12 protein-coding genes, 3 tRNA genes and 1 pseudogene are annotated in these 12,055 nt (G+C 68.1%); 8 read left to right on the top strand and 8 right to left on the bottom strand.

Going from position 1 to position 12,055, the window contains the following annotated elements; all coding sequences use genetic code 11:
• Positions 1-16: 16 nt before the first annotated feature.
• Positions 17-643 carry an HD domain-containing protein gene (locus AC1Z3O_RS20060; RefSeq protein WP_483517441.1) on the bottom strand — a complete coding sequence of 209 codons (627 nt, stop codon included), beginning with the start codon at positions 641-643 and terminating at the stop codon, positions 17-19.
• Positions 644-764: 121 nt separating this feature from the next.
• On the opposite strand from AC1Z3O_RS20060, the gene AC1Z3O_RS20055 reads away from it, so the two are divergent.
• The 3 genes and pseudogenes from AC1Z3O_RS20055 to AC1Z3O_RS20045 form a co-directional block, all read left to right on the top strand.
• Entirely contained in the window at positions 765-1,112 is a 348-nt protein-coding gene (locus AC1Z3O_RS20055; RefSeq protein WP_483517440.1) for a GFA family protein, read from the top strand.
• A 12-nt stretch (positions 1,113-1,124) separates the two neighbouring features.
• A complete protein-coding gene (locus AC1Z3O_RS20050; protein WP_483517439.1) occupies positions 1,125-1,532 on the top strand; it encodes a VOC family protein in 408 nt (135 codons plus the stop codon).
• 171 nt (positions 1,533-1,703) lie between these two features.
• Positions 1,704-2,984: pseudogene (locus AC1Z3O_RS20045) on the top strand (MFS transporter); the annotation flags it as partial.
• Positions 2,985-3,036: 52 nt separating this feature from the next.
• Here the strand turns inward: AC1Z3O_RS20045 and AC1Z3O_RS20040 are convergent.
• Positions 3,037-3,927 carry a DODA-type extradiol aromatic ring-opening family dioxygenase gene (locus tag AC1Z3O_RS20040; RefSeq protein WP_483517438.1) on the bottom strand — a complete coding sequence of 297 codons (891 nt, stop codon included), beginning with the start codon at positions 3,925-3,927 and terminating at the stop codon, positions 3,037-3,039.
• A 249-nt stretch (positions 3,928-4,176) separates the two neighbouring features.
• On the opposite strand from AC1Z3O_RS20040, the gene AC1Z3O_RS20035 reads away from it, so the two are divergent.
• The 4 genes from AC1Z3O_RS20035 (at position 4,177) to AC1Z3O_RS20020 (ending at position 7,903) form a co-directional block, all read left to right on the top strand.
• Entirely contained in the window at positions 4,177-4,482 is a 306-nt protein-coding gene (locus AC1Z3O_RS20035) for a hypothetical protein (protein WP_483517437.1), read from the top strand.
• A gap of 271 nt (positions 4,483-4,753) precedes the next feature.
• On the top strand, positions 4,754-6,064 hold the full coding sequence (locus AC1Z3O_RS20030; protein ID WP_483517436.1) for an MFS transporter: 1,311 nt from the start codon (positions 4,754-4,756) through the stop codon (positions 6,062-6,064).
• A 112-nt stretch (positions 6,065-6,176) separates the two neighbouring features.
• Positions 6,177-6,800, top strand: a complete 624-nt coding sequence (locus AC1Z3O_RS20025; protein ID WP_483517435.1) for a DNA-3-methyladenine glycosylase I — start codon at positions 6,177-6,179, stop codon at positions 6,798-6,800.
• Positions 6,801-7,267: 467 nt separating this feature from the next.
• Entirely contained in the window at positions 7,268-7,903 is a 636-nt protein-coding gene (locus AC1Z3O_RS20020; RefSeq protein WP_483517434.1) for a LysE family translocator, read from the top strand.
• Between the two features lie 77 nt (positions 7,904-7,980).
• Here AC1Z3O_RS20020 and AC1Z3O_RS20015 read toward each other — a convergent pair.
• Positions 7,981-8,057 (bottom strand) — tRNA-Asp (locus AC1Z3O_RS20015).
• Between the two features lie 60 nt (positions 8,058-8,117).
• Positions 8,118-8,193, bottom strand: a tRNA-Glu gene (locus AC1Z3O_RS20010).
• A gap of 178 nt (positions 8,194-8,371) precedes the next feature.
• Between AC1Z3O_RS20010 and AC1Z3O_RS20005 the strand changes: the two genes are divergently transcribed.
• Positions 8,372-8,587, top strand: a complete 216-nt coding sequence (locus AC1Z3O_RS20005; RefSeq protein ID WP_483517433.1) for a hypothetical protein — start codon at positions 8,372-8,374, stop codon at positions 8,585-8,587.
• 232 nt (positions 8,588-8,819) lie between these two features.
• On the opposite strand, the gene AC1Z3O_RS20000 is transcribed toward AC1Z3O_RS20005, so the two are convergent.
• From AC1Z3O_RS20000 to soxX, 4 genes are all read right to left on the bottom strand, one after another.
• A tRNA-Ala gene (locus tag AC1Z3O_RS20000) sits at positions 8,820-8,895 on the bottom strand.
• Between the two features lie 72 nt (positions 8,896-8,967).
• Positions 8,968-10,689 carry a thiosulfohydrolase SoxB gene (soxB, locus tag AC1Z3O_RS19995; RefSeq protein WP_483517432.1) on the bottom strand — a complete coding sequence of 574 codons (1,722 nt, stop codon included), beginning with the start codon at positions 10,687-10,689 and terminating at the stop codon, positions 8,968-8,970.
• Between the two features lie 154 nt (positions 10,690-10,843).
• The gene (locus AC1Z3O_RS19990; RefSeq protein WP_483517431.1) at positions 10,844-11,365 is read right to left on the bottom strand and encodes a TlpA family protein disulfide reductase; all 522 of its coding nucleotides are present in this window, start codon (positions 11,363-11,365) and stop codon (positions 10,844-10,846) included.
• A complete protein-coding gene (soxX, locus tag AC1Z3O_RS19985; RefSeq protein WP_483517430.1) occupies positions 11,366-12,040 on the bottom strand; it encodes a sulfur oxidation c-type cytochrome SoxX in 675 nt (224 codons plus the stop codon).
• Positions 12,041-12,055 lie beyond the last annotated feature (15 nt).

Below are 12,055 nucleotides of genomic sequence, written 5' to 3'. Positions count from 1 at the left end.
CCGGGCCGTACGGGCTTCAGGCCGCGCCGGCCAGCTTGTCCTCACCCGGCTTCACGTACATCGAGTTGCGCGGGCGCGCCAGCACGCGGCGCACCATCGGCTCGAAGAAGGACAGCGGCAGCGTGTCGTAGTCCGTCATGAAGGCGGCGGCGTCGTACTTCTGGCAGAACTCCGCGGTGCGGGCGAACAGCTCGGGCTGGTCGCGGAATTGCTCGCGCAGGTTGCGGTCCAGGCCCAGGTGGTGGAAGAAGTAGTAGCCCTGGAAGACACCGTGCTTTTCCACCATCCACAGGTTCTCGGGGCTGACGAAGGGCTTCAGGATGGCGGCCGCGATATCGGGGTGGTTGTAGCTGCCGAGCGTGTCGCCGATATCGTGCAGCAGCGCGCAGACCACGTATTCCTCGTCGCGCCCGTCGCGGTGCGCCAGTGTCGCCGTCTGCAGCGAGTGGGTCAGGCGGTCGACCGGGAAACCGCCGAAATCGCCGTCCAGCAGCTTCAGGTGCGCCAGCACGCGCTCGGGCAGCGCCTGCGCGTAGGGCATGAACTCAGACGAGATGGCGGCCCAGTCTTCGCGGGTGCCCTGCTCCATGTGGCTGAAGGTAGCGCGCGCGTGCGCGCCGTGGCCGGCTTCGGTCGTGCTCATGGGGTCTCCTGTGGCGGCGTGGCCGCGTCGTTGTCCGTGCGGTGATTGTGTCATCAAAGATGCGACTACACTGTCGGAATCCCGACTTTGGCCGCGTCCGGCGGCGACGAGGAGGCGACGCATGACATACCAGGGTAGTTGCCACTGCGGACGCATCGCCTTCGAGGTGGAGGGCGAGATTCCCTACGTGGTCCAGTGCAATTGCTCGATCTGCCGCCGGCGCGGCAGCCTGCTGTGGTTCGTGCCGCGCGGCCAGTTCCGGCTGGCCACGCCGGAGGCCGACTACGCCACCTACCGCTTCAACAAGATGCACATCGCCCACCACTTCTGCCCGGTCTGCGGGGTGGCGCCCTTTGCCGATGGCACCGACAAGGAGGGCAAGGCGATGGCGGCAGTCAACGTGCGCTGCCTGGACGACGTCGACCTCGATGCGCTCAAGGTGGTCGACTTCGACGGGCGCAGCATGTAGCGGCGAACCGCCATGTTCCGCATCCTCGGCATCGACCATCTGGTACTACGCAGCGGCAACGTGGCCGCCATGCTGCGCTTCTACGTCGACGTGCTCGGCTGCACAATCGAGCGCGAACGACCCGAGCTCGGGCTGACCCAGCTGCGTGCCGGCAGCGGCCTGATCGACCTGGTCACGCTGGACGGCCCGCTGGGGCGCGCCGGCGGCACCGGGCCGGGTGAACAAGGCCGCAACCTCGACCACTTCTGCCTGCGTGTGTCACCCTTCGACCCCGAGGCGCTGGCTGCGCTGCTGCGTGCGCACGGCGCGGCCCCGGGCCCGGTCGAGCAGCGCTTCGGCGCCGAAGGCCTGGGCCCTTCGCTCTATGTGCGGGACCCGGACGGCAACGTGGTCGAGCTGAAAGGCCCACCGTCGGCATAGCCTGGCCGTGCGCCGGGCGCCACAATCCGGCCCCGGCCGGCGCCGCCCGCCGCTACAATCGACGCTGCAGGACGCCGCGCCGGATCCCCCTTGCTTCCGCTCGCGCGCGTCCGCTTCCCGAGACCTGCGAGACCTGCGAGGAGGCCCGCGCCACCGGCGCCCCGGCCGCCTGCGCGCGCCATGACAAAACAAGAACACGACACACCTGCGGGCGCGCATTCCGCGCCCGTCGAACACCCGGCCGGTGCGCCGCGCCGGCTGGTCTGGACCTTGGGCATCACCGAAGTCATTTCCTGGGGCACGCTCTACTTCGCCTTCACCGTCTTCATCGGCCCGATGAGCGAGACATTGGGCTACTCCAAGCCCTTCCTGGCCGGCGGCTTCTCGCTCGGCCTGCTGGTCTGGGCGATGTGCTCCTTCGCCGTCGGGCGCCTGCTCGACCGGGTGCCCGCGCGCCGCGTGATGTGCGCCGGCTCGCTGCTGGCCGGCGCCGGGCTGCTGCTGTGGGCCTGGTCGCCGTCGCCAGCGGTCTTCCTGCTGACCTGGGTGCCGATCGGCCTGGCGATGGCGACCACGCTGTACGAACCGGCCTTCCTCGTGCTGCGCCAGGCCTTCGGCGAGGGCTACCAGAAGCCCATCCTGAACGTCACGCTGATTGCAGGCTTCGCCAGCACGATCTTCGTGCCGCTGGCGCAATGGCTGGTGCTGCACTTTGGCTGGCGGCCCACACTGCTCGCCTTCGCGGCGCTCAACCTGCTGGTCTGCGCGCCGCTTCATGCACGCATGCGCTACGCCATCCACAGGAGCTATGCGGCACCGGCCTCGCCGCTGCCCGAGGGCGCGGCCGGCGCCGGCATTGCGCGCACCACGCTGCGCCAGCCGGTGTTCTGGGCCGTGGTGCTCGCCTTCACGGCAACCGCCGTGATCGCCTCGCTGCTGGGCGCCCACCTGATCCCGATGCTGACGGAGAAGGGCCTGCCACTGTCGCAGCAACTGGTGGTGGCGGCGCTGATCGGCCCGGCCCAGGTGGTGGGCCGCTCGGTGATGATGCGCCTGCCGATTCAGCATCCGGTACGGTTGTCGATGCCGGTCTACGTAGTGATGTCCCTGGGCCTGCTCGGCTTCGCCGTGGGCTATGGCGGCTGGCTGATGGTGGCCGCGGCCATTTACGGCTGCGCCAACGGCGTCAACACCATGCTGCGCGCGATGGCCATGCCCGAACTGATCTCCCGGCACCACTACGCCACCCTCAATGGCCTGATGATGACGCCGGTGCTGCTGATGCAGGCCGCCGCGCCCTGGCTGGGCGCGCTGCTGTGGCGGGCGGCCGGCGGCTACTGGCTGATGCTGTGGGTGATGGTGGCGCTGGCGCTGGCGGCGCTCGGCGCCTTTGCCTTCGCGCTGCAGCAGCGAGGCCTGCTGCGTCCCGGCACGGATGCGGCGCCGGCCTGAGTATCGGGCCAGGCCGGCCGGCTGACCGGACGCCCGCGCGCAGGCAGGCCGCTCAGGCTGCCTGCGGCTCGGAATGCCGTGCGGTACCCATGCCTTCGAAGACGAAGCTATCCATGGCCAGCACGCCATAGGTGACCTCGTCAGCGATGCGCGCCGCACGTGCCGGCGCGGCCTCGCCGGTCGGCGCCGCGCTGCGCGGCCCCAGTGCGGCGCCCAGCGCCACATAGAACGGCAGCAGGTGCTCGTCGGTGGGGTGGGCGCGGCGCGCGTACGGCGCCTGGGCCCGGTAATCGGCCAGGCGCGCGGTGTCGCCGCTGGACAGCGCTTCGTCCAGCGCATCGTGCATCCAGCCGCGGAAGGCTTCCACATAGGGCTCCGGTGCCGGGCCGTGCTGCTCGCGGCGGCCGCTGCCGAACACGTCCTGCAGATTGTGCGTGAAGCTGCCCGAACCGATCACCAGCACGCCCTCCGCACGCAGCGGCGCCAGCGCGCGGCCGATCTCGATCTGGACGGCCGGCGCCAGGTAGGGATTGAGCGCGAACTGCACCACCGGCACGCCGGCATCGGGAAACAGATGGCGCAGCGGCAGCCAGGCGCCGTGGTCGAGCGGCCGGTCTTCGTCCTCGGCCACGAAGGCGGCACCCGGAATCGCGGCCGCCTCCACCAACGCCTTCACCCGCGCGGCCAGCGCGGGCGCGCCTGGCGCGTCATAGCGCAGTGCATAGAGTTCGCGCGGAAAGCCGCCAAAGTCGTGCCAGGCTTCCTGGCGCTCGCGCGTGCTGACGGCCAGCGTGCTGTAGATCCAGTGCGCCGAGATGACCAGCACCGCGCGCGGAGCTGCGCCGCGCAGGCGCTCGCCGAGCGCATCGAACGCCGCGCCGGTGGGGCCGGGATCGAGCGCCAGCATCGGCGAACCGTGCGAAAGAAAGAGCGTCGGTAGCATGGCTTTCCGCCTTCAAATACTTTGTGGACTTGTGCACCAGTTTGGCAAAGAAACGCAAGGCGTGCTGTCAGCATTTGCGGACACTTCGCTCAAGAATTTTGAACCATGCGACCAGGCACCGCGTCAGGTAGCGCACAAAGCAGGCGTGCACCGTACTGCACGACAGGCGCAATCGGCTTATGATTCACGAAGGGTGCGCAGCGGCGCCCCGATCGACATGGCGCGCATGCGCCCAGGCTGGAGAAGACCGTGGCAAAGCGGACCGTAGACTGGCTCAAGACGCCACCAGCACACTGGTGGCAGCCAGGCGTGTTCGCCAGCCTGCCCGCGGTGGCCCTGTGGAGCCTGGCGCGCCTGCCTGCCGACTGGCTCGCCGGGCTTGGCGGGCCCCATCTCGCGGCCATCCTCAATCACATCGGCGATACCTTGTTCGTAGCCGGCTGGCTGTTCTCGGGCCTGCGGCTATGGCTGACCCGCAGGCGCCCCGAGGCGGGCGCCGAGCCGCACAGCAAGGCACCGCGGCCTGCCGCACCCACGCGCAAGCGTGTGGGCTGAATCGGACGGCGCCCCGGCCGGCGTTTCTGCCCGCCACGGCCACTGTGGTGCGCAACGGCGCCAATTCCCTGGTCTGACCCTGGCGACAAAGACGCGCGGCGTGCCCCCGCTGGGATACCGGGGCACGCCAATGCGTGCGCATAAGCGGCCTCCGACCGGGCCATGCGCAGGACGATTGCGCCGGATCGCTTAATATTCACTTCACAAGGCTGTGTCAGCGCGCTTCGTCGCGCGCAGCCTCGGGTCTTTTCATCGCAGCAATAACTACACTATGCAAGGCACTGCCTACCCAACCCATCAAGTCTCCCCCGCCCACCGACGCAAGGCCATCCTGGCCGCCACCATCGGCAACGGGCTGGAGTGGTTCGACTTCACCGTCTACAGCTTTTTCGCGGTCGTCATCGCCAAGCTGTTCTTCCCCACCGGCAATGAGCTCACCTCCTTCCTGCTGACCGTCGCCACCTTCGGCGTGGGCTTCTTCATGCGCCCGGTCGGCGCGATCGTGCTGGGCGTCTACGCCGACCGCGTCGGCCGCAAAGCGGCGCTGACGCTGACCATCCTGCTGATGGCGCTGGGCACGGCCATCATCGGCCTGGCCCCCACCTACGACCAGATCGGCATGTGGGCGCCGGCGCTGATCGTGCTGGCCCGCCTGATCCAGGGCTTCTCCGCCGGCGGCGAGGTCGGCGGCGCGACGGCCTTCCTGATCGAGAACTCGCCCGACGCCAAGCGCGGCCTGTACGCCAGCTGGCAGCAGGCCAGCCAGGGCATCTCCTTCATGCTGGGCGCGGCCATGGGCGCGCTGGTCATCAATGGCCTGGAGCCGGCGCAGGTGGATGCCTGGGGCTGGCGCATCCCCTTCCTGTTCGGCCTGCTGATCGGCCCGGTCGGCATGTACATCCGCTCCCACCTGGAAGAGCCGCCCGCCTTCGAGCAGCGGCGCGCCGAGCGCAAGGCCGCCAAGGTCAAGTTCTCGCCGCTGTCGCAGGTGCTGCGCGACCACCCGCGTGAGGTCGTGGCCGGCCTGGGCGTGACCATCCTGTGGACGGTCTGCACCTACGTGCTGGTGTTCTACATGCCGTCCTACGCCAAGCAGCAGCTCGGCCTGCCGCTGGGTGCGACCTTCAACTCCACCGCGCTGTGCGGCGCCATCATCCTGGTGCTGTGCCCGCTGATGGGCACGCTGTCCGACCGCGTCGGCCGCAAGCGCATGCTGAGCGTGGTGGCAGTGGCCATCGCCGCGCTGGCCTACCCGCTCTTCCACTGGCTGAACGTCAGCCCGACCTCGCAGACCCTGCTGCAGGTGCAGGTCGTGCTGGGCGTGCTGCTGGCCGCCTTCACCGGCCCGGCACCGGCGGTGCTGGCCGAGCAATTCCCGACGGAAGTGCGCTCCACCGGCCTGTCGCTGGCCTATAACTTCGCAGTCACCATCTTCGGCGGCTTCGCCCCGCTGATCGTGACCTGGCTGATCGAATCCAGCGGCAACAAGCTGGCGCCCGCCTTCTATGTGATCGCGGCCGCCGTCGCCAGCCTCATCGCGCTGATCTTCATGCACGACCGCACCGGCAAGCCGCTGGCCTGAGCGGCCCACTGCGCCAGCAGTCAGGAGAAAGCCAGCCATGCGCTGGCTTTTTTCTTTTCCGGCCGGCTGCGGCGTCCGATTAACATAGGGTCTCGCAAGGAGACGACTGACCATGGCCAAGGACAATGCCGCACTGGTACCGCAACGCTGCGGCTGGTGCGGGACCCTCGAGGACTATTGCCACTACCACGACCACGAATGGGGCTTTCCCGTCGACGACGACCGCAGGCTGTTCGAGAAGATCTGCCTGGAAGGCTTCCAGGCCGGCCTGAGCTGGCTGACCATCCTGCGCAAGCGCGAGGCCTTTCGCCGTGCCTTCGCCAACTTCGACATTGACAAGGTGGCCCGCTTCGGCGAGCGCGACATCCAGCGGCTGCTGGGCGACGCCGGCATCGTGCGCCACCGCGGCAAGATCGAGGCCGCCATCAACAACGCTCAGCGCGCGCGTGAGCTGCTCGAGACGGAATCCTCGCTGGCGGCCTACTTCTGGCGCTTCGAGCCGGATCCCGCCAGCCGTCCGGCTAAGCTCACCCCGGAGGTGCTGCGCGGCATGACGACTTCGCCCGAGGCAACAGCCCTGTCCAAGGACCTGAAGCGGCGCGGCTGGCGCTTCGTCGGGCCCACCACAATGTACGCACTGATGCAGGCGATGGGCCTGGTTAACGATCACCAGGACGGCTGCTCGACGCGCGAAGCGGCATTGCGCGCCCGCAATGCGTTCAAGGTGCCGAAGTAAACGGGGCCGACAGGCAGCCTGCCACGCATCGCACGACGTATACGTCGACGCGACATGGGTGCCGCAATAGCAGCGCGTGGGGCGGCGCGGTATCCCCGGGCGCACCACGTATACGGAAACGATCCTTTATCTGATACAGATATTGTTTACGTATACAAAGATAGTAGTAGTAGGTAAACGTCCCTTCTCGCCGTGGATAAGCACGTTTTCTCCTTATCCATCAAGGGCTTGCAGTAAAGACAACCCCGGGGAGCGATGCTGGCGAAATGGGAAGAAGCCGGATGTATACCTGACACGCATCTGGTATACGTCCGACTTTTCCGTATACGCCCCACATGGCACCCCCAGGCAGGGCACAGCTTGTTCAGGCGCTTATCCCCAGGCTTTGGCCCCACCTGTCCACAACCCGCGCGGCCAAAGACCAAGGTGAAGCAGCGGCGCCAACGCCTCATCGATGGAGATTCCAGATGGATTCGACGACCCTGCTCCTCTATGTGATTGCCGTATCGGCCGTGACGGTCACGCCCGGGCCGACCATGCTGCTTGCACTCAACAACGGAGCCACGCGCGGCATGCGCGTAGCCGCCTGCGGCATCGCCGGCGCGGCCTTGTCCGACCTGATCCTGATCGGTGCGGTGGGCTGCGGGCTCGGTGCCATCCTGCGGGCGTCCGAGCAACTGTTTACGCTCGTCAAATGGGTGGGAGCGGCCTATCTGCTCTACCTGGCCTGGGCGTTGTGGCGTGCGCAGCCCGGCCTGCCGCAGGCCGAGGCGGCCGCGGTGGCCGGCGCGCGCAGCGGACGTGCCGCCTTCGTGCGCTCGCTGCTGGTGGCCTTGTCCAATCCCAAGGGCCTGCTGTTCTTTTCGGCCTTCCTGCCGCAGTTTGTGCGGCCGGAGCTTGCGGTAGCGCCGCAGTACGCGACGCTGGGGGTGCTGACGGCGCTGATCGACATCGCGCTGATGAGTGTTTACGCGCTCGGTGGCCATCACGCCATGCGGCTGCTGTCCGTACGGGCACTGCGCTGGCTCAATCGTGGTTGCGCCGGCATGCTGGCGGGACTGGCGGTGGCGCTGAGCCTGTACCGGCGCAGCGAACTGCGCTAGCGCTGGCATCCGTGATGCACATGCCGAGGGAGAAATGAAAAAGCCCGCCGATGTTGCCATCGGCGGGCTTCTGATGCTGGCGGAGTGGACGGGGCTCGAACCCGCGACCCCCGGCGTGACAGGCCGGTATTCTAACCAACTGAACTACCACTCCCTGGCGCGAGGCTTGCGCCCCGCCGCCACACGCGGCCGCCGTTGGCGGCTCACGCGGATTTGGCGTCCCCTAGGGGATTCGAACCCCTGTACTCACCGTGAAAGGGTGATGTCCTAGGCCTCTAGACGAAGGGGACAGGAACCAGGTCATCGACGCGTTTCGCACTGCGTTGCGTTTTGCGTCGTGAGGGGCGCTACTATAACGCGGCTCGCCGCGATTGTGAAGCCCCCCTGCCCAGGTTTTTGCAGACACAGTGGAAATGCCCGCTACTGGCGGGCGGAACGCGGCCCGGGAGCGCTCAATTCCCCGCCGGCATGCCGTGCGGAAAGCGCCGGGCGCCGGCTTTCCTGCGCGGCGGCCCGCTCAACTTCCGCGCACTGCAGCAGGCCGCCGACACCGATCCGGCCGTGCTCAATACCCGCATCAAGGAATTGCGCGCCGCGCTGTTGCTCCAGCACGGCGGGGACGGCTCTGCGCTGACCGCGCGCTGCATTGAGCTGCTCGCGCTGATGCTGCCTCTCGATGCTTGAGCGCAGCCTTGGGGGAGCGATTTCGAGGCGGGAGAGGATTGGGGTGCCGCCATAGCATCGCGTCAGGCCGCCGGCCATGCTGGGCGGGACCGGCAAGGCCTCGCGCGTGCGTGGATTGGCGCGCGCAGCCATCGATGTCGCGCGAGGGGCGCATGCCCCCGCTGGCGATCGAGACCAGCAGAAACGACAACGCCCCGGAACACAGCGTGTTCCGGGGCGTTGAGGAAAATCCTGGTGGACCGAAGGAGGATCGAACTCCCGACCTCTGCATTGCGAACGCAGCGCTCTCCCAGCTGAGCTATCGGCCCGTAGCGAAAGATTGTAGCGCAAGATTCCGACAGCATTCAAGCCGGCCGATGCCGGCTTGCGACGGCATGCACTCAGGCCGCCACGCCGGGGTTGCCGTCCATGCCGAGCACGCGCGGCAGGTTGAGCGGGCGGGCATCCACTTCGCGCTGGCCGCGCAGCCAGTCGGCCATCAGTTCCCAGATGGGACGGCCGCCGCTCTGGCGTGCTTCCTCGGCCACCGGCGCCCAGCCGGCCACCTTGTAGGTCTTGCCGGCCTCGATGGGCCGGCCCTTGAGCCGCATGTCGCTGATGCGCTTGCCCATGGACGCATTGGGGTCGATGGCGTACTGCAGGCCGCCCACGCGCACCATGTCGCCGCCCTGCTGGTAGTACGGGTCCGGGTTGAACAGGTTGTCGGCCACGTCTTCCAGGATGGTCTTGATGGTCTCGCCGCTCATCTGCGTCACCGTGGTGTACGGATAGGTGATGGCGGTCTGGTCCATCAGGTGTTCCATGGTGATGGCTTCACCCGGCAGCAGGCTGGTGCCCCAGCGGAAGCCGGGCGAGAAGGCGATCTCGGCATCCTGCGCCTGCATCAGGCCGTCGAGGATCAACTGGTCGAAGGTGCCGTTGAAGTTGCCGCGCCGGTACAGCAGGCCGCGGTTGACCGCCAGCACTTCGCCGAGCTTGGCCTCGTAGGGCGCGCGCACCTTGTTGATCAGCGCGTCCATGGCGGGGTCGGCCGGCAGAGAGTCGGCGAACACTGGCAGCAGGCGGTAGCGGAAGTCGCGCACGCGCTTGCCCTGCACGTCGAAGTCGAGCACGCCGAGGAACTTGCCGTTGGAGCCGGCGTTGGTGACCAGGGTGACGCCGCCGGCGTTCTTGACCTGCACCGGCGTCGGCACGCCGTCGTGCGTATGGCCGCCGAGGATGGCGTCGAGCCCGCGTACGCGCGAGGCGAGCTTGAGGTCCACGTCCATGCCGTTGTGCGACAGCAGCACCACGGCGGCTGCGCCCTTGGCGCGCGCCTCGTCGATGACCTGCTGCAGGTTTTCCTCCTGGATGCCGAAGGTCCAGTCGGGCACCAGGTAGCGCGGGTTGGCGATGGGCGTGTAGGGAAAGGCCTGGCCGATGATGGCGACTGGCACGCCGTTGATCTCGCGCATCACGTAGGCGTCGAAGACCGGGTCGCCGAAGTCGTTGGTCTTGATGTTCTGCGCGAGGAAGGACACCTTGCCCTTGAAGTCGCGCTCGACGATCTCCTTGACGCGCTCCGCGCCCAGGGTCATCTCCCAGTGCGGCGTCATCACATCGACGCCCAGCGCCAGCGCGGCGTCGACCATGTCCTGGCCGCGCGTCCACAGCGCGGTGGCCGAGCCTTGCCAGGTGTCGCCGCCGTCGAGCAGCAGCGCGCCCGGGCGGTCCGCCTTCAGGCGCTTGACCAGCGTGGCGAGATGGGCGAAGCCGCCGACCTTGCCGTAGCGGCGTGCCGCCTCGGCGAAGTCGAGATAGGTGAAGGCGTGGGCCTCGCGGCTGCCGGGCGCGATGCCGTAGTGGCGCAGCAGCGCCGCGCCGACCAGGTGCGGCGGCTTGCCGGCGTAGTCGTCGACGCCCAGGTTGACGTTGGGCTCGCGGAAGTAGACCGGGCGCAATTGCGCGTGGCAGTCGGTGAAGTGCAGCAGGTGGACATTGCCGAAGCGCGGCAGCTCGTAGAGGCTGCGCTGCTGGCTGGCGGCCAGCGCTTCGCTGGCGGGAAAGGTCATGCCGGCGGCGCCGGCAACGGCCAGCATCTGCAGGAACTCGCGTCGGTTCATCGTCTCTTCCTGTGCAAGGTTCGCCGCGCAGGCTGTGTCCGGGCGCGGCGGCAGGTCGGACCGCGCGGCGCTGCCGCGGCGGTTCTGTTTTCGTAGGGTGCCGCGCCAGGTCAGCGCGCGGCTCGGTGCTTCTGGGTCGCGTTCAGGGCCGCATTCAGGGCCGCGCGTACTTCGCCAGCGCGGCCACTTCGTCTTCCAGCATCTCGCCCACCTCCTTCTGCACCACGCGGCCGCGAGAGTCGAGCACATAGAGTTCGGGCAGGCCCTTGCGCGGGCCGATCGCGCTGCGCAGATCGGGCGTGTCCAGTGCGGCGGGGAAGGTGTAGCCGTGTTTCTTCAGGTAGGCCTTGGCCTCGCCCGGCGTCTTGTCGAGGCTGATGGTCAGCACCTGCAGCTGCGTACCGCGCGTGGCGTCGTAGAGCTTCTGCAGGCGCGGGTTCTGCATTGCGCAGAAGGGGCACCAGGAGGCCCAGACCTCGATCACCAGCGGCTTGCCGGCCCAGTGCGAAGGCGGCACGCTGCGGCCGTCCAGCAACTGCACGGCGGGCAGGCGCACGGTATCGCCCACCTCCAGCGCCTGTGCCGCGCCAACGTGGGCCAGCGCGGTCACAGCGAAGGCGCAGGCCAGGCGCGCGGCGAAGCGGCGGCGGCCCTGGCGCGGCATGGCGGCGTACATTTACTGGTTGACCGGCGAGGCCGGGTCCATCAGCAGCGCCATCACATCGCGAATCTGCTGCTCCGTCAGGATGCCCTTGTGGCCGAAGCGCGGCATGTTGGAACAGGCGGCGTAGGCGCTCGAATCCCAGATCTTGCCCCAGGTGTACTTAAGCACTGCCTCGGAGTTGCCGCGCAGTTTGCCGTACTGGTACAGGGAGGGCCCGATGTTGCCGAAGGAGATCTCGGCCTTGGTGAGCTGGTGGCAGGCATAGCAGTTGCCGCCATTGGTGCCGCCGACCGGATCGGTGAACTGCAGGCCGCGCCCGTTCTGCGCGACCTTCTCGCCTTCCTTCCAGTCGCCCAGCCATTGATTGTCGGCCGGATACTTGACCTGGCGCAGCTCGGCTGCCTCAATCTTCTTGGCCACCTTGTCCGGCACTTTCGAGCGGTCCGGGTACTGGCTGCAGGCCTGCTGCATCGCGTCCTGCTCCAGCACGCCGGCCACGGTGGCCGGCCCCTTGGAGGTGAAGGAGTGTTCGATCATCTGGCGCACGTCGGCATCACTGACTGCCGGTGCCTTGGCGGCACGCGCGGTCTTGCCGCTGTCCTGCGCATGCGCGGCGGTGCCCAGGCAGGCAGCGATCGCGGCGAGCACGGCGGCATGTGCCGCGCGGTTCTTCTGGTATGGCTTCATCTCGCGTTCCCCCTG

The organism is Cupriavidus sp. 09_S30 (assembly GCF_056930435.1).
The sequence above is the reverse complement of the archived record's forward strand: the minus strand, read 5'-3'. Positions and strand labels throughout refer to the sequence as shown.